This window comes from Brevundimonas sp. FG128 (assembly GCF_057809775.1).
The window spans coordinates 202,152-225,776 of record NZ_JBMDKP010000003.1 but is presented as its reverse complement, the minus strand read 5'-3'; the positions used below and the strand labels follow the sequence as shown (position 1 = coordinate 225,776).

Annotated in this window: 21 protein-coding genes; 2 read left to right on the top strand and 19 right to left on the bottom strand. The window is 61.3% G+C overall.

Going from position 1 to position 23,625, the window contains the following annotated elements; genetic code table 11:
* Positions 1-88: 88 nt before the first annotated feature.
* Entirely contained in the window at positions 89-1,426 is a 1,338-nt protein-coding gene (locus ACODSC_RS09570) for a sensor histidine kinase (protein ID WP_488813669.1), read from the top strand.
* Here ACODSC_RS09570 and dapD read toward each other — a convergent pair whose 3' ends face one another.
* From dapD to ACODSC_RS09475, 19 genes are all read right to left on the bottom strand, one after another.
* Positions 1,427-2,284, bottom strand: a complete 858-nt coding sequence (dapD, locus tag ACODSC_RS09565; protein WP_488813668.1) for a 2,3,4,5-tetrahydropyridine-2,6-dicarboxylate N-succinyltransferase — start codon at positions 2,282-2,284, stop codon at positions 1,427-1,429.
* Entirely contained in the window at positions 2,281-2,940 is a 660-nt protein-coding gene (locus ACODSC_RS09560; RefSeq protein ID WP_488813667.1) for a pyrimidine 5'-nucleotidase, read from the bottom strand. The genes dapD and ACODSC_RS09560 overlap by 4 nt, the downstream gene beginning before the upstream one ends.
* Positions 2,937-3,866, bottom strand: coding sequence for an acetylglutamate kinase (gene argB, locus ACODSC_RS09555; RefSeq protein ID WP_488813666.1), 930 nt, complete (start codon positions 3,864-3,866; stop codon positions 2,937-2,939). Before argB ends, ACODSC_RS09560 begins: the two co-directional genes overlap by 4 nt.
* 91 nt (positions 3,867-3,957) lie before the next feature.
* Positions 3,958-4,626 carry a hypothetical protein gene (locus ACODSC_RS09550; RefSeq protein ID WP_488813665.1) on the bottom strand — a complete coding sequence of 223 codons (669 nt, stop codon included), beginning with the start codon at positions 4,624-4,626 and terminating at the stop codon, positions 3,958-3,960.
* Complete coding sequence (locus ACODSC_RS09545; protein WP_488813664.1) at positions 4,623-5,510, bottom strand: class I SAM-dependent methyltransferase; 888 nt, start codon at positions 5,508-5,510, stop codon at positions 4,623-4,625. Before ACODSC_RS09545 ends, ACODSC_RS09550 begins: the two co-directional genes overlap by 4 nt.
* Before the next feature lie 34 nt (positions 5,511-5,544).
* Positions 5,545-6,291 (bottom strand): hypothetical protein, encoded by a 747-nt coding sequence (locus ACODSC_RS09540; protein ID WP_488813663.1) that lies wholly within the window; start codon positions 6,289-6,291, stop codon positions 5,545-5,547.
* Complete coding sequence (locus ACODSC_RS09535) at positions 6,278-6,931, bottom strand: hypothetical protein (protein ID WP_488813662.1); 654 nt, start codon at positions 6,929-6,931, stop codon at positions 6,278-6,280. Before ACODSC_RS09535 ends, ACODSC_RS09540 begins: the two co-directional genes overlap by 14 nt.
* Positions 6,928-8,676, bottom strand: a complete 1,749-nt coding sequence (locus ACODSC_RS09530; protein ID WP_488813661.1) for a hypothetical protein — start codon at positions 8,674-8,676, stop codon at positions 6,928-6,930. The genes ACODSC_RS09535 and ACODSC_RS09530 overlap by 4 nt, the downstream gene beginning before the upstream one ends.
* Before the next feature lie 39 nt (positions 8,677-8,715).
* Positions 8,716-10,623 (bottom strand): glycosyltransferase, encoded by a 1,908-nt coding sequence (locus ACODSC_RS09525; RefSeq protein WP_488813660.1) that lies wholly within the window; start codon positions 10,621-10,623, stop codon positions 8,716-8,718.
* Between the two features lie 29 nt (positions 10,624-10,652).
* Positions 10,653-11,876, bottom strand: coding sequence for a glycosyltransferase family 2 protein (locus tag ACODSC_RS09520; protein WP_488813659.1), 1,224 nt, complete (start codon positions 11,874-11,876; stop codon positions 10,653-10,655).
* Between the two features lie 297 nt (positions 11,877-12,173).
* Positions 12,174-13,808, bottom strand: a complete 1,635-nt coding sequence (locus tag ACODSC_RS09515) for a polysaccharide biosynthesis/export family protein (RefSeq protein ID WP_488813658.1) — start codon at positions 13,806-13,808, stop codon at positions 12,174-12,176.
* Positions 13,805-14,944, bottom strand: coding sequence for a KpsE/RkpR family capsule polysaccharide export protein (locus ACODSC_RS09510; RefSeq protein ID WP_488813657.1), 1,140 nt, complete (start codon positions 14,942-14,944; stop codon positions 13,805-13,807). The genes ACODSC_RS09515 and ACODSC_RS09510 overlap by 4 nt, the downstream gene beginning before the upstream one ends.
* Positions 14,941-15,609 carry an ABC transporter ATP-binding protein gene (locus ACODSC_RS09505; RefSeq protein ID WP_488813656.1) on the bottom strand — a complete coding sequence of 223 codons (669 nt, stop codon included), beginning with the start codon at positions 15,607-15,609 and terminating at the stop codon, positions 14,941-14,943. The genes ACODSC_RS09510 and ACODSC_RS09505 overlap by 4 nt, the downstream gene beginning before the upstream one ends.
* Positions 15,606-16,382 (bottom strand): ABC transporter permease, encoded by a 777-nt coding sequence (locus tag ACODSC_RS09500; RefSeq protein WP_488813655.1) that lies wholly within the window; start codon positions 16,380-16,382, stop codon positions 15,606-15,608. The genes ACODSC_RS09505 and ACODSC_RS09500 overlap by 4 nt, the downstream gene beginning before the upstream one ends.
* A gap of 194 nt (positions 16,383-16,576) precedes the next feature.
* Positions 16,577-17,845, bottom strand: coding sequence for a UDP-N-acetyl-D-mannosamine dehydrogenase (wecC, locus tag ACODSC_RS09495; RefSeq protein ID WP_488813654.1), 1,269 nt, complete (start codon positions 17,843-17,845; stop codon positions 16,577-16,579).
* Positions 17,823-18,938, bottom strand: coding sequence for a non-hydrolyzing UDP-N-acetylglucosamine 2-epimerase (wecB, locus tag ACODSC_RS09490; RefSeq protein WP_488813653.1), 1,116 nt, complete (start codon positions 18,936-18,938; stop codon positions 17,823-17,825). The genes wecC and wecB overlap by 23 nt, the downstream gene beginning before the upstream one ends.
* A 78-nt stretch (positions 18,939-19,016) precedes the next feature.
* A complete protein-coding gene (locus ACODSC_RS09485; protein ID WP_488813652.1) occupies positions 19,017-19,469 on the bottom strand; it encodes an adenylyltransferase/cytidyltransferase family protein in 453 nt (150 codons plus the stop codon).
* A gap of 260 nt (positions 19,470-19,729) precedes the next feature.
* On the bottom strand, positions 19,730-21,178 hold the full coding sequence (locus tag ACODSC_RS09480; RefSeq protein WP_488813651.1) for a LicD family protein: 1,449 nt from the start codon (positions 21,176-21,178) through the stop codon (positions 19,730-19,732).
* Positions 21,175-22,434, bottom strand: coding sequence for a hypothetical protein (locus tag ACODSC_RS09475; RefSeq protein WP_488813650.1), 1,260 nt, complete (start codon positions 22,432-22,434; stop codon positions 21,175-21,177). The genes ACODSC_RS09480 and ACODSC_RS09475 overlap by 4 nt, the downstream gene beginning before the upstream one ends.
* A gap of 601 nt (positions 22,435-23,035) precedes the next feature.
* On the opposite strand from ACODSC_RS09475, the gene ACODSC_RS09470 reads away from it, so the two are divergent.
* Positions 23,036-23,242, top strand: coding sequence for a hypothetical protein (locus tag ACODSC_RS09470; RefSeq protein WP_488813649.1), 207 nt, complete (start codon positions 23,036-23,038; stop codon positions 23,240-23,242).
* The last annotated feature ends 383 nt before the right edge of the window (positions 23,243-23,625 follow it).

Genomic DNA, 23,625 nt, shown 5'->3' with positions numbered 1-23,625 from the left:
GAACACAGAATAGAGATAAAGACTAGCGTTCACCGTATGTTAGGCGCCGCTCGCCGAAGTTGGCTGTCCGACCTTGGAGAGCCATTCGATGATCCAGCCCCAATCCGCCGCAGGCCGCCCGCTTCTGCAGCACGTGATTGCCGCTGGCTATATGCGCTACCTTCTGATCGCCAGTTGGGCGCTCGCTCTGGGCACGGTTACGGGCTGGCGGGAAGCCGTCGCCTGGTTCTGCGCCGCGACCGCCATCGGCATGGTTCGAACCTTCGTCGAACGCCGCCTGATCCTGCCGGATCGCCGACTTCATGACCGCATCAAGCTTACGACCGCGACCGTATCCTGCATCGCCTGGGCGGCCGCGCCGCTGCTGGCCCTTGTTCATGGCGGCGCCTATGGCGTGCCTTTGGGCGTCGGCCTTCTGATGGCGGGTTATGTGCTGGTCTTCACCCAGATGCGCGCCGCCCCCCAAGAGGCCTTGATCGTCTCGGCGCCCTATACCGCCGTGACGGTCTTGCTGCTGGTTCGCCTGTGGGGCGCCCCCGGCTTCTGGGTCATGCTCAGCATGATCCCCGTCCTGGCGCTGGCCCTGTTCATCAAGGTCGTCATAACCCAGATGAAGGATGGCGATCTCGAGGCGGTGAACCAGCGTCAGGCCGAACTGATCGCCGAGCTCGAGACCGCGCGCGACCACGCAAATGCGGCCAACGCCGCCAAGTCCAGTTTTCTGGGCGTCATCTCACACGAGTTGCGCACGCCGATGAACGGGGTGCTGGGCGCCGCGCAACTGTTGCAGATGTCGGCCCTGGACGATCGTCAGAAGGAGTTCGTAGGCGTGATCCGCAACTCGGGCGAGGGGCTGATGGTGCTGCTGAACGACATTCTCGACATCACCAAGATCGAGTCCGGCAAGATGGAGCTGGACCTCGCAGACGTCGAGACCGACACGCTGATGACCCGCCTGACCGGCCCGTTCAGGGCGCAGGCCGAGGCGCGCGGCCTGGCCTTTGTGACCGAGACGCGCGGCGTCCCGCCGGCAGTCCTTCGGCTGGATCCCCTGCGCCTGGCCCAGGTGACGCACAACCTTCTGGCCAATGCGATCAAGTTCACGCCTCAGGGCGAGGTCCGGCTGATCCTGGAAAGCGAGGTGCGCAGCGACGACCGGGTGGGCCTGCGTGTCCGCGTGGTCGATTCCGGCATCGGCATCGCGCCCGACGATCTCGACCGCCTTTTCCAGCCTTTCTCTCAGGTGGACGGGTCGTCCACGCGCAGGTTCGGCGGCACAGGCCTGGGCCTCAGCATCTGCCACCGTCTGGCCGCCCTGATGGAGGGCGAAATCACGGTGGCGTCGATCCCCGGCCAGGGATCGACCTTCACCCTTCGCGCCACATTCGATACGCCGCAGGTCGAACCCGCCCGCGTCGCCGCCTGATCAGTCGCGCAGCAGTTCGTTCACACCGGTCTTGGCCCGGGTCTGGGCGTCCACCCGCTTGACGATGACGGCGCAGTACAGCGACGGGCCACCCTTGGGATCGGGCAAGGCGCCCGGCACCACCACCGAATAGGCCGGCACCTCGCCCCGGAAGACCTCGCCGGTCGCCCGGTCCACGATCTTGGTCGAGGCCGACAGATAGACGCCCATGGCCAAGACCGCGCCCTCGCGCACGATCACGCCTTCGGCCACCTCTGCGCGGGCGCCGATGAAACAACCATCCTCGATGATGGTCGGATTGGCCTGAAGCGGTTCCAGCACCCCGCCGATCCCGGCGCCGCCCGAAAGGTGGACGTTCTTGCCGATCTGGGCGCAGGAGCCGACCGTGGCCCAGGCGTCGACCATGGAGCCCTCGTCCACGAAGGCGCCGATGTTCACGAACGACGGCATCAGCACGACATTCCTGGCGATAAAAGCGCCCTGTCGGACGATGGCGCCGGGCACCGAGCGGAAGCCGGCGGCCTGATAGTCGGCGGCCGCCCAGTCGCCGAACTTGTTGGGCACCTTGTCCCAATAGGGGCCGACGCCGGGCGCATGGCTGGTCGGGCCGCGGTCGCCGGCGCGCATGATCTGATTGTCGTTCAGGCGGAAGGACAGCAGCACGGCCTTCTTCAGCCATTGATGCGTGGTCCAGACCCCGTCGTCGCCGCGCGAGGCCACCCGCGCCTGACCGGCGTCGAGCAAGGCCAGGGCCGTCTCGACCGCGTCGCGCACGTCGCCGTGCGTGGCGGCCGAGACGTTCGCGCGGTCTTCCCACGCGGCCTCGATGACGGATTCGAGATGCGACAGGTCGGTCATGCGGCGTCCTTGAAGGTCAGGGCGGAAAGGAAGTCGAGAAGGTCGGGGGCCACATGGTCGATGTGGTCGCCCAGCGGCTTGCCGTGGCCGTCGCCGATCAGGACCGTAGCCATGCCCAGCGCCTTGGCCGGCTCGAGGTTCTTGGGCGTGTCCTCGAAGAAGGCGGCCTGGTGCGGGTCGATCTGGAAGCGTTCCAGCATCCGGCGGAAGGTGGCGGGATTGGGCTTGGGCGTCAGGTCGCCGTCCTCGATAGCGAAGACGCCGTCGAAACAGTCGGCGATCCCGATCCGGTCCAGCACCCGGTGCGCATAGTCCCGCGCCCCATTGGTGAAGACATAGCAACGCCCCGGCAGCGCCTTCAGCCGGTCAGCGAGCGCCGGATTGGGTTCGACCCCGTCCAGCGGCACATCGTGGACCTCGCGCAGGAACCGCTCGGTATCGACCGCATAGTTGGCCATCAAACCGGCCAGGGTGGTGCCGTGCTCGTCCAGGAATTGGCGCTGCATCACCGCCGCCGCCTCGGGATCCAGGCCCACGGCCTCGACCACAAAGGCGTTGATCCGCGCCTGCACCAGCCGCATCAGCCCCTGCTCGCGCGGATACAGGGTGTCGTCCATGTCGAACACCCAGGCGCGGACATGACCAAGGTCCGTCAAGACGCCTTCACCAGGGTGCCGGCGCCGAACTCGGTGAACAGTTCGACCAGCATGGCGTGCGGCCGGCGACCGTCCAGGATGACCACCGCCTCGACGCCCGCACGCACGGCCGCCATGGCCGTCTCCAGCTTGGGGATCATGCCGCCGTGGGCGACGCCGCTGTCGATCAGGGCCTGGGCCTCCTCCAGCGTCATCTGCCGGATGATGTCGCCGTCTGCGCCCTTGACCCCCGGCACGTCGGTCAGCAGCAGCATCCGCTTGGCGTTCAGGGAGCCGGCGATCGCGCCCGCCACCGTGTCGGCGTTGACGTTGTAGGTCTGGCCGTCCTCGGCCACCCCGATGGGGGCGATGACCGGCACCCAGTCCTCGGTTTCGGACGCCAGCAACCCCTTGATCAGCTTGGGATCCACCTTGGTCGGCTCGCCGACATAGCCCAGGTCCACCTCGTGCTCGATCATACTGTCGGGATCGCGCTTGGTCCGGCGCGTCTTTTCGACCGTCAGCAGGCCCGCGTCCTTGCCCGACAGGCCGACGCCGCGCACGTCCGCCTCCTTGCCCGCCATGGTGATCCAGTGGGCGATCTCTTTGTTCACCGCGCCCGACAGCACCATTTCGGCGACCTCCATCGTCGCCGGATCGGTGACCCGCAGCCCGTCGACGAAGCTGGACTTCACCCCCGCCTTTTCCAGCATGGCGCTGATCTGCGGCCCGCCGCCGTGCACCACGACCGGGTTCACACCCATCAGCTTCAACAGCACGACATCGGCCGCGAACTGACGCGCCACGGCGCTCTCGCCCATGGCGTGGCCGCCGTATTTGATGACCACGGTCTCGCGATCATAGACCTGAATATACGGCAGGGCCTCGGCGAGCGTCTTCGCCGTCTCCCAGCTACGTTCCTCGGACTGGCGTTCTGTTTCGTTCATCACGGCCGCGAGATAGCGGGGGATGAGGGCGGTGTCACGCGTCAGTTTCCAAGCGAAGGTCCAACCGATCCTCGGCTCGGGGGGCGCCCCATCAAGCCATACTGAGGAGATCCGGATGGTCTTCAGCCACGTTGAGATCTCGGCGTTGCTGCCATTCCTCATGACGCGTGACGACGTGCACAGATATCTTTTCATAGCCAACAGCCTGAAGGATACCCAAGCGATGCAGCCCTCCGGTAGCCAACAGCAATTCTCCCTGCCGGCCAATGCTGACGCTGATGTCATCGTACCCCGGGACGGGATTCGCCTCCAGATCATGACGGACCCTGTAGCCTTCGGACTGGATGGAGGCCGCCACGTCATCCAATGCTGCGTAACGTCGCTCTAGGTCTTCCCGAGTACGGCAGCCATCGATTTTGCCGCGGGGGCTTCGCGCGATCTGGAACAGCTTGTGTTCGAGGACGCCGGTTTCGCTCCAAGGAAGGCCGTCCAGGTAGCGTCTGCGAATTCCCGTGATTATCGGGTCTTGCGCGAGTGATGGATTGGCGATGCCGCCAAACTCCCGATCCCAATCGCCGGGCATGACCTTGCCCATATCGAACAATTTCGAACCCATCGCCCTTCGCGTAAACATGTGCATCCGACAGGCGTGTGCGATGCTAAGCGGCGCGACCTCGATTTTTGCGAATAAGGGCGCGACATTGCGAAACATAGCCGCCGCTTCGCGGTGGTTCTGCCGAGCGGCTTCGAGCCACGTCATACAGGGCGCTTGGGTTTCCAACGGATCAACCCTTCGCGCGTTCGCCGACCCATGACCTCTGCGGGATTACGGGATGCGAGAAGCATGACACGTTTCGTTTGCAGCTCGGGTTGCGCTGACAGGTCTGGATACATTGGCGCGCGCGAAAAACGCAGGAAGTGGTTCAAACCTGAGCGCTGGCACATCGCCTCCAGCGCACCGTAACTGATGTTCCAGTACGACGCGCGATTGACGCCGCCGCCCGCCCGCCCTTTCGACGCCACGGCCTTTTCTTCGAAATTTCCAATAGCGTTCTGCCATTCATAGAGGCGTCCTTGATTATGGAAGGCCCAAGGCACATTCTGATCCAGGAGGGGAGGAGCGCCGATCCATTCAAAAAGCAGGGCGTCAGCGCGGGAACTGACCGCATTTATGAAGTTGAAAGGGTCAGGAAGGCGGTGGATCAGGCCGAAACACAGGGCTAGATCTGCCTTGGGAATTTGTTGGAAACGGCTTGAGTAAATATCGACTACGTCAAACGACAGATTATCCAACGTCACCAGTTCGTTCACGAATCGAGCTTTTGCAATCCGCTCCTCATCAATATCGAGACCGAACACGCTCTTGGCCTCCCCGGCAGCGATGAAGCTGTACTTTCCCTCGCCGCAAGCGACGTCCAGGATGTCTTTGCCCCCCAAGTCCAGCGCGCAAAGCAGACCTTCTTTTGCGCCTCGACTCTGAAGCACCGCCACTTTTCGGGCCCGTGTTTCTTTGTCGTCGAACGGCGCCAGATGGTTCGCTGCGGGCTTCACTGTGAAAAGGCCATGAGGCAGCGGGATATTGTGCATCCAGTTCTGCGATGCCGTAAAGGCGTCGAGGCGGGCCTGAATTTCACTAGGCGTCATGCTCTATCTCGTCCGACGATACTCACCTGAATATTCAGGCCTTTTTCTTAGTTTTTTTAGATGCAGGGATAGCGACAGGTTCATCTGTGGTCCGCAGCCGTTCAAGCTCCCACGCCTCCCAAGGGCGCAAGAGATGAAGTCGAAGGGAATGGTCGTCCCCCGCCGCCTGTTCCATGGCCTCCCTGCCGACGGCCGTGGGCAGCCGCATGACATTCGCCGGTTCAAATCCCGCCCGCATAAACATCATGATCCATGACGACGCCGTCAGAACCCCAAAGCCGCCCGTTCCAGTCGTGTTGGCGCATTGAACCGTCAGCACAGCCTCCCCACCAGGCCGCAAAAGCGAATAGAGTCGATCCAACCTGTCCTCCAAGCCGTCGAGGCGGAAGACGTCCTCGAGATCATCGCAGATGATGAGGTCGAAAGAGGCAGGATCGAAGGCGTCCAGATAGGCGATCTCGTCATGGATCTGAATGCGCCCCAGACGATCCTCCATTGGCCAGTCTATGAGGGTCTTCGATCCTATAGGAGTTCGGATCCCGGTCGCGCGGCGTGCGGGGTGATCACCACCCAGCAGCAGGAACAGCAGCCGTCCGTCGCCGCAACCGAGTTGGAGGATATCGGCGTCCTCGGTCTGAATTCCAAAAGCCTGTTTCTGCGATAGCCATTCCTCCTCGACCTCTCGCCATTCCGGTGTCCGCTCCAGCACCAGATCCAGAGAGGCCGGAAACAGAACCCTGCGACCTTGGGTGAGCGCTCGTCGAAGGTCACGCAAGGTCATTTTGCGAGGCTCCATCAACCGAGACCAGAAACGTCACGGCGCCTGTGTTCAGTGCGTCATCGTCGAAACGATGGAGTCGGGGGCCATGAGCGCGCCGCAGCTCAATGCGCTGTGCGTCGGTTTCAGGGCTAAACGTCTTCACTATGGAAAAACCGGCCCGTTCAAACATGTATCTCCAGCTCAGAGGCGACAACAGTAGACGATTCTTCGCCGTAGCCCCCAGATCGCCCATTCTCGCAGCGTAGGGAAAAAGCAGAAGATCGTGGGGGCCAACAGGCGTTGGGGCGTCGTCGACCGACAGCGGATGAGCCATCGGTCTGATGGTGAAAAGCCCAAATGCGTCGGTCGTCAGCAAGGATTTGAGCGCCAATAGACGGTCTCGCGCCTCCGCTACGGTTCCAAATTCCAAGCCGTCCTTGACCACAAGCAGATCATAGCCCGGGTCAATCGGCGACGGGTCAGCATTCTGGGCAGCCGCGTCGACGCTGTCCATCTTCACCAGGACTGCTGGCGAAAACTCAAGCTGAACCCAATGCGCCAAGGTGTCGGGACCCACGACGAGGGCTCGGCCGCACGACAAGGACGCCCGCAAGGCTTGAGCTGCCTCGATCACCGCTGCGGCCGGAAAATCGCTGCTCATGCATGGTCCGCCAACAACGCCAGACGAAGCGCATTGTCATAGGCTCGTCCCTCAGAAAGACGCGTCAATCGGGGCCCCCGACGTTGTTCAACAATGAGATTGGCGCTGGGTTCGGCGTCCAGCCATCCCCTGATTTTGGTCTCGTCGAAAACGTCCGTCGCTGCACCCCACGGGAGATCCGAGTTTTTCATTCCGCCTGCCAAACCGGAGAGCATTTGCACCTGGATCTCATTGACGCCTTGGGCGACGTCGTAGCCCGCCGCTGTGCGGCCCCATCCCGCATCCCACCACTCCGGCAGGTCATGGCGAAGAACGCCGTTCCAAGCCTCCGCCTCTTTCCGACGTTTAAACCGAACTCGGGCCAGCAGCCGCAGCGGATCGGCTTCTGCGATCAGAAGGCGCACCTTGCCTGTCGTCGCCAACGCATTGAGAGTCTGCGCCGCAGACGCAGCGGCCAGGGAATCCGCAGCGTTGACAGGGTGCCTCAAAACCTGGTCGCGGGGATGTGCAGGGGTGGACAACAACATTGCCGGCGGCAACACGACCACGCCATCTGCTGTGACGAAAGGCGCAGTTCGCCAGTGCATCCAGCGCGCGCCGGCTCGTAGCGTTTTCCGAGGCATCGTGACGACCGAAAGTCCTGCCTCGCTACACGCCCGGAGCCACTCCTGAGTCCGCGCGGTGACAGAAAGCCGGACTGGCGTAACATCACCGCCGCCCGTCAGCGTGATAAAGGCATCCAGCTGACGACTCACGAAATCCGTTAGCGAGCCCTCCGGTTGGGGGCGAAAATCCCAAACCGACTCACCAATAGTGAGACCAATCTGATGACCATCGCCGATCAAGGTCGCCGTTAGATCACGGGCGACGGCCGATCCGGCCTGGTTCATCGACCCGATATCTAGGAAAAACCAAGCAGAGACGCCTGCATCCTTGAGCGTGCGGGACGCCATCTGAATGGCCCCGGTCCCTGCCGAGTTAATCCATTGCGTCGTAATAACGCTCTGGAGGCTGGGCTCGGGGGCAATACGAGGGTCAGCAGTGACAGGAAGGGCGAGCGCCACGGTCGCTGGTTGCGGCGGCGCCTCACGAATGCGTGCCAGAGAGCCCGGTGGCAACTCTCCACGCACGACCGCGAGGGCGGGACGAGGTTCTTCCGGCAAAGCGATCAAGCGTTCCGCACGACTGCGAGCTGCCGACACCATGACATCAGTAACCGACGCCCACACCGGTTTACCGAAACCCGCCTTCAGCCGTGGCTGTATTGTCCACTCAAAAATCCCTTCCTCAAGCTGTCCGGCCGGAAGCAGGAATGCGGGATAGGAGCGGCTCATCTCCACCAGAATGCGACCCGTTTCGCTGTCACGGACCCGCAGGCGGTACTCATCGACATTCGGCCTCTCGGAGGCGGTCAGGCGATCAGGCGCGGCGCTTTGATAATCATCCCCTAACCGGGTGATGACCGTATAATCCTGACAGCGCAGGAAACGTGCGGTTGGCTCCTGCTCAGACCGGCTGCCGACCCAGAAGGACAGCTGATTTGGCGTCAAACGGAGATCCGCCGGGAGGCGGCATTCCGTCTGGAATCCCTCGTAAATGATGAGGCGACGACCGGTATCTTCATCTCTTACAGCCACGCGGTACTGTCGGTCTGGCCCCGGAGGCGTCCAGCGCAGCACCGGGCTTTCAACCCTTCGGCGGATCGTTCTCGTGCTCATGTTTTCACTGCTTCCGGCGAAGCGCAAAGCCCGCCCACGCACGAGGCTTCCTGTCAGCAGAATCCATCATCGTGCGACCGAGACCTCGAGCTCGGCGTAAGCATCCGCGACGCGGGCTGCCGCAGCGGTCCAGCTGTAATCATTTTGTACGTGACGGCGAGCCTGCTTGGCCAAAGCTCGCATTCGACGGGGCTGGGTCAAAGCGATTTTCAACTGCTGGACGAGGTCACTGACGTCGCCACGTTCAAAAAGGAGGCCATTATAATCGTGTTTGACGGTTTCTTGTATCGCCGAAACGTTCGACGCCACCACAGGGACGCCGACCGCCATAGCTTCCAACGGCTTCAGCGGCGGCACCATTTCGGTCACACGCGAAGGCCGGCGAGGATAAACGGCGACGTCCATGAGCGAATACCAACGCGCCACATCGGTATGCGGGACACGGCCCGGCATGATCAAATGTCGTTCCACACCGAAGCTGCGCGCGGCCTCCCGAACCTCCTGCGCAGCGGGACCGTCTCCCACCAGAAGCGCACAGACATCCACCCCCTGGCGTCGAAGCTCCGCCATCGCCGAAACGAGATCGACCAATCCTTCATACGCTGTCATGGAACCAATGAAGCCGAGCACCTTGGATTGACCGATCAAGAGCTCGTCGCGCAACGCCTTGTCGCGTCGGGTCGGGATAAAGACTTCTGAATCCACACAGTTCGGCACGATGACGATCTTACGCGCGTCCACGCCTCGCTGGATAAGTTCAGCCTTCAAGCCCTGCGAAATCGTGAGCACCCGATCTGCCGCCGCGGCGACCCGCGCCTCTTGTTCACGCTGCCAACGGAACCGCTCGCTGAGTTCAAATTGAGGATCCTTCGCCGCTTGCGTCAGTTCCCACAGACCTCTGACTTCATAGACGAAAGGCAGCCCCGCCTTTCTTGCGGCGATTAGGGCCGGCATAGCATTCAGATAGTTGGACGCTGCGTGTACGATGGTCGCTCCGGTCTTCTCGATCATCTGAGACAGACTGGCGGAGGCGCGTTCGCAGTAATGATCGAACGGCGTACTGTTGGATTGCGGGCCGGTTAGCCGAGTATAGGTGACCGCGTTCACGGTCTGAACGGCCTCAGCGTGCATCACGTGCACATCGTTCCTGTCGTTGGGATATCCCGGCCGAGTCACTGCGTCGACACGTTCTCCCCCTTGAATGAGCGCACTCAGCAAGGCCTGCGTGCGGGAAGTATATCCTGTCGTGTGGTATGGAAATGAGCTGGCGGCGACATAGAGAATGCGTCGTTCTCCAGACGTCCGTAGGCCCGCGACACGAGGAGGGATTTCCAGGCCGCCGCTCTGGACGCGAACCATGCCTTCCAGCAACGCCATCCGCTGATTTGACCGATACGGCATCGGCGTCCGTTTGGAGCGGAGGCGGCGGTAGATAGAGAGAGGCTCCTCTACAGCGCCAGCGTCAACCAAGAGGTTCGCCAGTGCGATGTTGTTTTGCGCTGTCGGGGCTAAGGCGGCGGCGCGCCGGGACAGGATCAGCGCCTTTGCCGGATCCAGTGGGCGAATGATATTGGCGAGCCCGGTCAGCAGGGTCGCCTGAACGACCTCGGATCCGCCCTCAAGCCTTACGGCGGCCTCGATTTCCGCAGCGCTCATGTCGACGGCGCGCGTCACGATCCTTCGCAGCCGCTCTTCGAGGCTCTTGGGCGCCTCTTCCCCATCCTTCAGGCGTCCCCGGCGATGACGCGAGAGCTGGCTGAGGCGCGCAAGCTCGCCCGGAAAATGAAGCATCCCTTCAAGGGAGCGCATTTTCAGAATGGCGCCACCCAACTGGAACGACACCGTGTTGCGGAGGCGCTCGTTCTCAGCCGATAGAGCAAGAACCTTCAGCCTCAAATTCGTCAGTTCGGCGACTTCTGAAGGTTGCGGGGGACGCAGTTGCGATCGCGCATCCGCCTTGGCGGTGTCAGTCAATAGAAGCCTCGTCGGTGCCAGTCAGCGCCTTAACGCCACGTCTTCTCGGCGAAAGCAAGGCTGGCGGCCTGCCGCGCTTTGGTCGCGAATTCTCCCTTCGCATGCCGGCGACGCCACGCCTCGACATAGGCGACCCTCAACGCAGCGCCATCGCCTTTCAGACCCGTGTCAGCGGATCCCATCAGCGAAGAGCTGCTCCATCCGGCGATCACGAGGACTTCGGCGATCCTGGCGACAGCGTCTCGGCCGTATAGCGCGTCGATCCGAGCGAGAAGTTCTGAATCCCCCCCCAAGCGGACGTTGTCAAATCCGCCCCACTGCACAAGCACCTCGCGTTGCACCATGAGAAGAATTGGATTGATCCGTGCGAGCGGGAATACGCGCGGCGCCAAAAGATGGCCTTCGGCATTCAGCCTGATATGGGAGCACACGCTGCCGACCTTACCTGCGTCGAGCGCTGCGACTTGGCGCTCGATCCGCTGGGGGTGCGCCCAGTCGTCGGCGTCATGAAATGTGACGTAGTTACCTCGGGCGGCTTCGATCCCGGTATTTCTTGCGCCATAAGCGCCGGCGACCCCAGTGTTGCGCAGAGGTACGACCCGCTCATCGGAACGGGCGTGCTCAGCGATGATATCAGCCGTGCCGTCGGTTGAGGCGTCATCGACCACCAGAATTTCGACGTTTCGCCACGTTTGCCCTCGCAGGGAGTCCAGCGCCATGCCGAGCGTGTTCGCTGCGTCGCGGACCGCAAGCACTACAGATACCAGCGCGCCTCCTATTTGGTCGATCGGATCGCGAGACACGTCATTCAGGCCAGTGAGCGTGAGAGGCTCATCCGTTTCAGGAAAAGGGGCCTTCAGCCCATCCGCGAGAAAGACCCCGTTGATCTGTATGCGGGCCCGCCGATTTGCACCTTTGCGCGTGCTACAGGCCGCCCGCAGGAGGCCGGTCTCCCTCCCGGCGCCAAGCTGATTCAGAAGTTGTTCGGCCTCTGTGACGGCTCCCAAGGCAATCAGACAGGCGGCTCGCGATGCAAGCGCCTCGCGAGGGAGCAGGTCCAGCCCTGTCCCTGGATCAAAAGGCGCGATGACTTTGGCAAGTTGGGTGCGGTGTCGCCACGGTACGAGATGCAGCGGCCCTAGGAGCGCCTTGGCGTCAACCACCTTGCCTAACCCGGCCAGCCCGATCGCCTTGGCAACCTTCGCTCGCGGGTTTGCCGCTGCGCTTTGGAACATACCCAGATTCGCCAGCACCCAAGGGTCGTTGGGCGCCGCTCTGAGCGCGGCTACATGAAGCCCTCGTCGGGAGGCCGCTCTCGCCCCGAACACGCGAAGGGGCCACGGCGCCAACGACCCCACAAGCGCCAGCGTATCTCCAAGGCGAGAGCGATGGCTCATCTCTTGCTCTTTCGACGACCGTGATGGTGAGATTCGTCAGCAGACAAGGGCGAAATCGGGGTTTGGAAGCATGATCCTCGTACACCACCGATCCTGGACGATCGGCTGCAAGGATCCCTACCACGCGGGCGCTACGTGGTAGGGAACCGCGCCTCAGTTATCGAAAGCGAGGAAGATGGCCGCTGTCTGGAACAGTGTCTGCGTGATGTCACGAATGAAGGGCAGCAGGGTTGAATCCGGCTTTGCCTGAACAAGGATGCGATCACCCGGTTCAACGCGGCCGCCGTCGCGAAGCTGACCGTCCTGACGATAGACAAGAACATGGCGCTTGTCGGCGCGACGTGTAAATCCGCCCGCGGCGGCGACGTACTGATCGACATCCCCCCCATTGAACGCCAACAAGGACTGCGGAGCCTGGACCTCGCCTGCGATCGTAACAACCTGGGAAAGCCGGGGTATGACGACGAGGTCTCCGCTCTCTAGACGAACGCTGTTCGGGTCGCGACCATTGAGGGCCAAAATGCCGAGCGGCTCCACGCTACGCGCCCTGTCGACGAACTGGGTCAAGAACGTCGCGGAAGCCGCACGGGCTGATGCTTCAGCCGGCGACCGCGCGGGAGCCGTGAGGGCCGAGCGTTCAAGCCGATCCAGGCCTTCTTCAATCAGTTGCTTCTGAGCCACGCGGACGCTGTCGCGTCTTAGGTGCATGGAACTCATATCTGCGTCGGGGCTGACCGCCACCTGCTGCAATAGCCCCCCCAGCGTCGTCCCCTTAGGAAGGGTGAAAACCGACGCCCCCTCATGAGCGCCCTCCACCCTGACGAGAACCTCGGTGCTGCGAACGTCGGAGGTGAACTGGACCTGATCGCCGTCGCGCAGCATGAAGCTCGAAAACGCCTCCAAAGGCAGATACACAGAGAACGGTTGTCGATCTCTGACGCCGACCACTGCGGCGTGGGTCGAGCCTGGACGTGGGCGGGCGTAACGCATCAGCTGCGCGCCCGTCTCGCCTTCCGACAACAGCTCGAAGGTATAGGCCGCCCGGACGTCGCCGGTGACCGAGACCGCAGGCCCTTGCTCCTCAACGACCACGGCGTCACCGTTGCGGAAGGATACACCCGGCAGGATCCCGCTTCGCAGAAACTCGTAAAGATCGGCCGTCTCCAAGGTCCGACCGCCCCGCATGATGCGTACTCGGCGGTAACTGCCGCGTTCCGCGTCAATGCCCCCCGCGCGTTGCAGATAGACGATGAGCGCATCATCGGAAGACCCGGAGTAAGCGCCGGGTCGGCCGACTGGACCGGTCACCAAGACTTGCGTTGAACTCGCGCTGATTGCAGCGGCGTATACCTGCACGCCATCGCTATAAACCTTTCGCGCAGCGGCTTCGATCACCGCGGGCGCGCGGCCAGCAGTCACGCCCTCCAACCGTACAGGACCGACGCCTGCGACGACGACGTTGCCCTGACTATCGATCGCCAGGTCCTGCGCCTCATTGACAAGGCCCCACATCGTGACGCGGACCTGATCCCCCGGCCTCAGGACGTGGTTCGGATCAACAATCGCAGAATCCTTGTCGAGCACCGCCCCACCGAACATCTCCGAGCCAAGCGGCGGCGGCCTGTCGCCCCGCCCCCGCTCTAGAACCAGTCGTTCAGGTCCGGTTGGCGCGCGCGCGTCGACCGCGATCTGGGCAGGCTCGACAGCGCCGGCGTTCTGCGCCTGAGCTGCGCCGCTGACGAGCAGCAGTGCAGCGGAGGCGCTCATGATTGCGTTGAAAAAGGTCACTCGACGTGGTCCCGGATGATCGAATAGATGAGCGTGCCCGCGCCCCAGAGCAGCGCGGCGCCAAAGAACACCGCCGCAATGCCACCCAGACGGCTCCACCAGTTGGACGTCTCAGGTTGGAAGGGCGGCACATAAGAAACAATGTATTTGCGATCGATAATCTGCTGACGGCGAACCGTGTCGGCGGCCTGAACTGCGACCTGATAGCTCTGCTGGGCGACTTGATAGTCGAGAAGCAGGCTTTGCGCCTCAATCTCGCCTCCGGCCGCCCGCTCGCCCGGCGCCTGGAGAGCCCGGTCCACCGCCCGAGCGCGTTCTGTCTCCAACGCCTCAATTTCGCGCTCAAGACCCGAAAGCTGAGGCGCGCCAGGCTGGTACGTTTCGCGTGCGGTCGCCAACTGCGTCCTTTTCTCGGCTAGGCTGGCGTCCAGCGATCCGACCAGTGACAGGGCCTGCTGAGCCGGAGCAGCCGCTTGGACGCCAGAGAAGTTCCGCCCTGTATATTCCGTGAGGCGGTCCCGAGCGTCTTCATAGGCCTTGCGGCGCATGGCGATCTCGCGATCGGCAGCGGCTGCGAGGTCGCGCATCGCGCGACGCGGCAGACCGTTCACGAGATCCTCGCTGAGTCTGAGCACGCCTTGAGACAGACGAAGCGCCTCTTCCGGCGAATAGGCGCTGACCTCTACAGTAGCCCCCTGTGTGGCGGGGTCGTGGATGATCTTCACCTTGCTCCGCCAGAACGCCGTCGCTTTACGCAAAGACGCTTTGGGGGACAGATACGAGAAGGGATCGAGTGAAAAATGGGAATAGGCCTCGTTGAAGCCGTGGCTCTCCCGAAGCGCCTTCACCATAGCTTCCGAACGAATGTAGGTTTCGACAACCTTCGCGTCAGCCGCGTTCGACGTCGGCGCCGCGATGCCGAGCAGGCTCAGCGCGTCTTGAGGTGAACCCGCCTGTGCGCCGCGCAACGCAAATGAGGACGACGTCTGATACTGCGCGGGTGCGAGCAGCAGCAGGTAGAGGGCATAAATCAGTGTCGGCCCGAGAACGACGATAACCGCCGAGCGCCACAGCCATGCACGGCGGACCGCTGCTTTCGCCTGCGCTGCAGTGACCGGCACATCCATCGTAGTCATGCGATGCTCTTTCGGGCCAGGATTTCCATGTAATACTCCTCGGCGGCGTCTAAATCTTCGAAAGGCACGACGCGGCCGTTGTCGACAACAACGGCGCTCGTGCAGAATTCCCGAATTGTAGACATGCTGTGGGCGGTCATGATGATATCTGATCGGGACCGTCGCTCCGCGAAAGCCTCGTGGCATTTTCGGCGGAACGAAGCGTCGCCCACGCTAAGGCCCTCATCGATCAAGTAGACCTGAAAGTCTATCGCCATGTTCAAACCGAACATCAACCGAGCTTTCATGCCGGAGGAGTAGGTCCTGATCGGCTCATAGAAGTAAGGGCCCAATTCCGAAAACTCACGAACGAACTCTGTCGTTTCGGCTATGTCTCGCCCGTAAATTCGGCAAACGAATTTTAGGTTTTCCGCTCCGGTCAACTCGCCGTTGAAGGCGTTTGTCAGACCAATGGGGGAGGAGACGGAAACCGATCGGACCACCCGCCCCCGATCTGGCCGTTCGACACCGCCGATCAACCGCAGCAGCGTAGACTTGCCTGCGCCGTTCAAGCCCAGAACCGCAGTGTTCGCCCCCCGGTAAAAGACAAAATTCGTCGGCCGGATAATGGGTCTGCGGCCGTGACGCGTCAGGTAAGATTTCTCCAGATCGATCAACTCAATCATCGACGCCGCCCCGCGACGAGGTCGTAGCCGCTAATCTGATGCAACCAATCGATGAACAACCCAATAAACAGGCACGTCAGTCCGAATTGGAAGGGATAAAGGCGATCCACATGCAGGCTAGAGAAGGTCGGCAGGGCGGCGTCTCGGATCCACTCGATCACGTGAGCCAACGGGTTCAAGACCGCCCATTTTCGTATTCCTGGCGGCAGACTGTCGAGCGTGAACCACACGCCTGACGTGAAAAAGAGGATGCGGCCGAGTATGCCGGAAAAATCCCGCCACTGATCGAACATCCTCCCGATCTGCGCGCTCAGGTACGAAAGTCCGTAAGCCAGGCAAGCGAGGGCAGCCAAGGCCTGAAGCAGACTAAAGCCGCGGTCCACCCACTCGTAAAAGGCGAGACCGTGAAACACCTTCATGAAAAGCATGACACAAAGTACGACGCAGAGACTTATCGTCAGCTCAAGTATCTGCCGTGCGGTAATCACCTCGAAAGCCCCAACCTTGCGATAGATCATGAGACCGCGATTGCTCGCAATGGCGCCGGCGCCCTGCCTCAGCCCCCCCCTGACCAGAAATACAGGCATGATCCCTGTCATGAGAAAGATCGTCAGGCTCTCACCGGCTGCAGGGGTCCGGTGACGGAGGTAGGCGAAAATCAGAAGTAGGGCGACCAGTTGAGTCACGGGCTGAACGATCGCCCAAAGGAACCCCGCGGAACGACGCCCATAGCGTGTGAGCGCTTCGCGGAGGATCAGCGCATGGATGACCACCGCCGTGCTCTTTATCGTACGGCGTACATCCTCACTCCCGCGCCAGAGACGCTTCAGAGCCCCCCCGAACGCAGTCTTTGTCCTGTCAGGGGAGTGGGTGGAGGCTGAAAGCCATGGCGGCATAGCACTCATGTCATTCCGCTTCGCTGCCTATGACCTAGCCCTCTAGCAACTTCCATTCGCTTCAGCCAGCGTTACGACCAAAGCCCACAGGCATCGACGAGTTGGCCCCTTGGTCGTTCCGTCGTGTAAAATTCACTATGGCAAACCAGACCGACCAGCACCTGGCAGGTCATGGCCTCTTTGAACGTCGTAAAGACGAGGTCCTCAGGGTCGTTGAGGAGATCCTTATAGGGATCAACACACACAATCCGGCCAGGATAGGCGCGACTTAGAGCCCGCGCGATCTCGAGCGCCGGGCTTTCGCGAAAATCATCGACGTCCGGTTTGAAGGTCAACCCCAGGCAAGCGGCGCGGGCTTCTGGATCCCGATCCAGAAGCGCTTTGACCTTATCCATGATGAACCACGGTTTGCCGTCGTTCACCTCGCGCGCGGTCCTGATGAGACGGGACTGCTCAGGCGCCTGGGCGACGATAAACCAGGGATCAACGGCGATACAGTGCCCGCCCACCCCCGGCCCAGGCTTCAGGATGTCGACGCGGGGATGATGATTGGCCAGCGCGATCACTTCCCAGACATCCATCCCCATTCGGTCGCAGATCAGCGATAGCTCGTTGGCGAACGCGATGTTCACGTCCCGGAAAGCGTTCTCAACCAGCTTAACCATTTCCGCAGAACGATCATCGGTCAAAAGGAGGTCGCCTGTCGTCAACGATCGATAGATCCGCGCCGCCCGCATAGCGGCCTTGGGGGTCACGCCCCCAAGAACACGAGCATTGCTCGTCAATTCCGACAGCGTTTTCCCCGGAATAACCCGTTCAGGCGAATAAGCGACGTCGATATCGGCCCCCGCATCTTCGCCCGGTTCAGGGAAACGAAGGTCAGGCCGCGCCCGCTTCATGCGGTCGATCATCTTGCGCGTGGTGCCCACGGGCGAGGTGGACTCCAGCACCACGAGACAGCCGGGACGCAGGCGAGCCGCGATTGCGTCTGCGGCAGCGAAAACATAGCTAAGATCGGGCGTACGAAACTGATCCTGACCCACAGGGGTGGGCACCGCGATCAGATAGGCTTCCGCCTCAGGCATGTCCGTCGTCGCGCTGAGCGCTCTTTTCTCGACAACCTCGACAAGGAGATCTTCCAGTCCCGGCTCCACAAGGTGCGGACGGGCGTGATTGACCGCATCGACAACATCAGGGTTTACATCGACGCCCACAACCCGGTGGCCGGCTCGCGCCAGCGCCGCCGCAGTGGGAAGGCCGATGTAGCCCAAGCCGACCACCACAAGATCGAGCCTCGGCAAAGGAGAAGCGTTGAATTCAGCGTAAACGGTCAGCGACATTAATCAACTTCTCTACGATACGCTGCGACGCGTATCCATCACCATACGGGTTGGTCACATTCATGGCGGGACGGATCAAGGCCGCCAGGACACCCTCGTATATCCGGTCCGGGCTGGTCCCCACCAGCTCTGCAACACCCGCTTCAACGGCCTCGGGACGTTCTGTGACATCGCGGGTGACCAGAACCGGCTTGTTGAGCGACGGCGCTTCCTCCTGGACTCCCCCGGAGTCGGTCAGAATGACGCTCGAGCGCCCCATGAGATAGACGAACTCCTCATAATCCACCGGTTCGATGAGGTGAACGCCGCGGCAGTCGGCCAGCATTTCCCGGACAGGGCCTCGCACGTGTGGATTCAGGTGAACAGGAAAGATCACCTGAGCCGCGCCAGAGTTGGACAGACGCTTGATGGCTGCGCAGATTCCTCGGAAACCCTCCCCGAAATTTTCTCGGCGATGACCCGTCACCAGAACCAGCGGGCGCTCATCCTCGATCATGTCGAAGCGAGTGGCCAGTTCTGCCGCCCTCACGGGGTTTGCGCGAAGACGCTCCTGAACCTGAAGCAGCGCGTCGATGACCGTGTTGCCGGTCACATGGACTTTGTCCGCCGGGACAGACTCCGCCAGAAGATTGCGTCTCGCCCCTTCGGTGGGGGCGAACAGATGATCGCTGACCATATCTGTGACACGGCGATTGAACTCTTCGGGCCATGGCTGGTCCAGACGCCCGCTCCGCAGCCCGGCTTCTACATGTCCGATGGAGACCTTGCGATGAAACGCCGCCGTGGCGGCGGCCGCCGCAGTTGAAGTATCGCCATGGACCAGAAGCAGATCAGGCCGGTTTTCCTTCAGCACTCGGTCAACGCCGAGAACGGCAGAAGAAAAGAGCTCGTTCAAGGTCTGGTCTGGCCGCATTAAGCCCAGATCTTCATCAACGCGGAGACTGAACAGAGACAGGACCTGGTCCAACATCTGCCTGTGTTGGCCGGTGGACCAGACGAGACATTCGAAGGATGGATTCGCTTGCAACGCGCGGATAACCGGCGCCATCTTGATGGCTTCGGGCCGCGTGCCAAAGATTACTGCGATGCGCATGGCGCTCACGGCTTCGGTTGCGGCCGGCTAACGCCCGCCGCCGGTCTGCAGCCGATTGGTAATGAAGCCACTAGAGAATCAACGCCCCACTGCGATGTTTGGTGCAGCAGCGTCGATTTCAGTCAGTATGGCGCGGACCGTAGTGGGCGACACAATCGATTCGCGGATCAAGGTGGTGCTGATGCCTTCGGTGCGCGGCAAATAAACGACCTCACACATCGGCTTCAAGTCGTCGAAATGACCTTGCCAGTCATGCCCCATGCCGAACACGGAGATGCCGCGCGAAACGATGTCCACCGCTTTTTGCGACCAGTCGTTTTCGGGAATGACATCGTCGACGCAGCGGAGCGCGGCGATGATGTGCATTCGCTCCTCGAAGCACACAACGCTCTTCTTGCCTTTGATCGTGTTGAAGGTGTCTGTCGAGACTGCAACCGTCAGGTGGTCTCCGAGCGCGCGGAGGCGCTCCAGGAGCCGAAGGTGGCCCATGTGGAAGAGATCAAACGTACCGTAGGTTATGACCTTGCGCATCGCCGCACCCTTTCCACTATCCCTCACTCCAGTCAACCATATGGAGCGTCATTGGAATGTCACCGGAGCTTCGTCGTCACCACATAGTCCGCACCTATCATCGTCCCGTTCGTGAGACCGAGGAGCGCCGTGTGGAGCAGGCCACAAGAAAAATAATCATCCGGCGACGAACGGGGCGCGCCATGGATGTGCTTTGCTTTAAACATCCCGATGGCTGGACCCTCTACATCCCGGGACAGAAAGCCTGGCGGGAACCACGATCAACCGGCACTCCGCCCCAGCTCAAATCGACGAACTGATTCAAGGACCCGCACAATCGCCCAATCTCGGGGCCTTTGCGCCAAGATCGCCAGAGCGACCTTCTCAAACTGCGGGAATTTTCCCGAAAAATAATACTCAAAAATCTTGCAGTAATAATACCACATCATCTCACCTTCGTGAGTGATGACCATGTTGGGCGTATCGACGAACGTTTCGAACTCGACGCTAGGTCGCACCCAATCTCCGTAGTTTTCTTGCAGATACAGGTCGTAGTTCCGGGGAATCAGATGATCTTGCCCAAGAAACTCACGGCTCACTAAATCGAACGGCGAGTTCCACCATTTGCTTTTCAGGCCCTCGTGGACGATGCGGCCATCCTCTTCGCGATGCCAGAACACATCGACTAACACGCCACTCGCGTGCTGAAGGCGAAGAAGGCCCGGCGACTGATAGGGCTTTATCGAGAACCAGCCGCTTCGGGCGATGACATCCTGGATCTTCGCCTTATCCAAGCCCGCCTCCATCACCCCGACATCGATATCCTTATCGTGTCCCAAGATGTCGTTCTCGCGGACACAGCCAAGCAAGGTGCCGCTGATCAGGAACATTGGAGCTTCGGCTTCATCCAGCGCTTGCTTAAGGTTCTGCAGCGTAACGCGCGCGTCCTCGACCCAACCTTGGCGCGCGCTTTTCGACGGAGCCTTTTTGGAGCCAAAGCCGACGATTTCAGCGCTGGTGATAAAGCGCTGGCGAACCGCCGCTTCGGCTTCCCGATAACGCCCCTGTTCGCGACACGCCATCGAGTAATGATAAAGCGCCGTTCGGGATTCCGCGCCCTGCTTGCTGAAAGAAGGAGCCAGAAACGCGGCGAATTCGTCCAGATCTGCGGCGGATTTCACCGTCAGGCGCAGGGCGCGGATATTGTCCGTCTTCCAGGTTGTTCGTTTGGCGAACAGTCGCTCCACGAGCCTGCGCGCCCGCTCATGCTCACCGTTCAGGCAAAGGGCGTCCACCCAGGCGTGGGCGGCTCGGTCATAAGCAGGAGAGGGCTTGGTCGTCGGCTTCAGGAGAACGAGCGCCTCTCCGAACGCCGCGGCGGCGTCTCCCAGCCGTCCGGAATGGTAATAAATCTGAGCCTGGGCAGAACGCGTTTGGGAAGAGGCTCCGTAGGCGTTCTCCGCCAAATCGAGCGCCGTCTGCGCGTCTTGGGGCCGGCCACGCTTCAACAGCGCGACGGGCAACCATGTCCGCATCTCCCGAAGTCGGGCGTTCATGAGATGTCGAGGCCGATCGTACGCTTGCAAGACCTCCACGGCGCAAATGGCGTCGGAAATCGCGCCGGCAGCCTTTAGGGCCGTCCAATCGGCGTAAACCCTGCCGATGCGGTTCGCCTCCTGCAATCCGGAAATTCGGGACGTCGCCAAGTCCTGGTTGGGCTGCATGTTCATTCCGACGCGGTTCCGGTCGCGTGATTTCCTCTCGCGAGGCCATTCAGCATGGCGAGCTCTGAACCAGCGCAATAAATCCGTTCTGAACCTTCGGTCAGCATCGACAGCCACGCGCGCTGGCCTTCGTCTTGGATTACCAGGCGATCTGCGGTCCGCAACGCGGCGCGCAGAAGCGCTTCCTCTCTTTGTCCCTCGTCGGTCGATCGCCAAACGGCGTCGTTGAAACGGTCGATCCATTCTGCGGCATCGCCGATCTCATACACGATCGGAATTTCCAGTCGTCGACCCACTGACGCCGCAACCAAGGCGTCTCTTGCGCTTGAAGCCCATACAAGCCTCAGGTCCCGCCCCCTACCCGCTCGCACGACCTGATCCGCCAACCGAACGGCCTGGCCGGCCTCGGCTCCATCCAAGGGTTCGACTGCGGTCCACACGCCGAGGGCGAGAGAACCGGTCGGACAATCAGGAGAAAACACCTCCAGAGGCCAATCCCGCTCTTTGAAGAAACTCAGGATAGACTCCCCGATCAGCGGACTTCTTTCTTGAGCGATCAGGACCACAGCCCCCGCATCTCCGAGACGCCGCTCGAGCCCAGGCGGAGAGAAGCTCTCAGCCCAGTCCAGCAGAGCACGGCGGCACGCGGCCTCCAACAAACGTTGGTCGGGCACAAGCGGCAAAAGAAACAGGGCGTCTCGGTCGCGACCTGCCGCAAGCCGTCTAAGCGCCAACCCCCGCGCAAGCTTGGCGTCCCTCGTCTCGAAGATGAAGTGCTCGGCGACAGCCTCGCCAAAAGGCGCCTCATGCCCTGGAAGGGGGTCCACGCCTGCCGTCAGAGCGGTTGCATATGACTTGATGGCGCCGCGCAAGACACGTTCAGCCGACCAAGCGTCGTCTTCCCGCACTAGGGCCCCTGGTCGTTGCGGCGCCGCGATTGGATCGACTGACTCGATGGACACGGCGCCGGCACCATACGGCGTCTTGTCCAGCTTGCGCCAATGGCGCAAGATCACCTCCGCCTTCGCTGCCCCGCTCGGCGCCGGTATGACGAAACGAAATGTGCCGCCACGCATATAATCGTAGGGATGAAAATAACTGCCGACCTTGTCGGAGTGTCGCAACGGTGGAGACCCTGCCTCCATCGCCTTGCCCACCTCATCATAAAAGCGAACCTGCGCGATGACGCTTTTCGACGATGCGGGCGAAGTCGGGCGCAGATCAGCGGACACCTCCAGCGCTTGTACGCCTTGGCCGATCAATACCGCTCCACGAGAAAGCTCGTCAGAACTATCCGCTGATATCTGCCGTGCAGCGCCGCCCGTCGACTTACGCCAAAATCGTGCAAGGCGGCGAGGCCCATCCTGGATTGACGTCAATGAAACCACTCCGATGAATTTGCGCGCACCATACCGTCCGAACAACAGATTGAAAGCTGCAGTCGGTTCCGAATTCAGAACAACTCTGCACCGATTAAACATTCGCCCACGCGCGGACCGCGCACGACCTCCGGTCGGTTATGCGAAGTGCGTAAGGCAATGGAGGGTTCCAGAGCGTTGAGCGGATATCCCCAACTGCGTTAACCTCTGAAAATCCTTTGGCGAACCCGCGGTCGTGCGGATTGTCGGATGCTTGGACATCCGAATCTCTCGATCAGATCGCATTCGGACGCGCAGCATGAACGCATATGCGCTTGGTCTGTCAGCAGGCATCCGTCAGTTGCTTGGCGCATGTGCTCGCTATAGGTTGGTCGGCTCTTCTCGTTAACGGATGAGAACGCGATCTAGACGCCTTTGATCAATACGCGATGAGATTTCAGATGGCGTTCATCACATCAAACCAGCAGGGTTAGAGGCTCCACGGATGAAATTCACGATCACCAGCCCTGACCATAGCGGCGCCGTCAGTATGCGAGCCGGAAACGCCAAGGACGCGGTAGCTAAAGCTCATACGCTCATGCAGAGTGGAGCCGAGTCGGTGAAAATTCGAGACGAGAATGGACATTTAGTGGATTTCGAACTGCTGTGCAGCCAGGTCGAACGGGAATGGCGCGAAGACCTCGGGATTTAGTGGTGCCGGATTCCGAGAACGTCAGTGCCCAACAACCGAACGGTGTCATCAATTTGGCCTTCCATTCGTAGAAAATTGACGATGTCCTTGTGGCTCCACGGAGCGGCTTACGCCCAGGGATTCAAACGGTAGGCAGTTGCGTGACCCTTTGCCCCCCTAAATCCATCCGGCCTTGTGAAGCGACAGCGCGATTTCGTTTTATGTATCATTGATCGGGATGTGCTGCGCGGAAGCTTCTTGCGACTATGCATGCGGATGAACGACCCATCGACGGTATGCTTACGCCGGCATGGCGCCAATGCAGTCTCCTTCATGTCGCCGTCATGTGCCGGCGAGGCAACCAGATAGGGTTGGGCAGAAAGTCTCGGGCTTTCAGCCGCGTC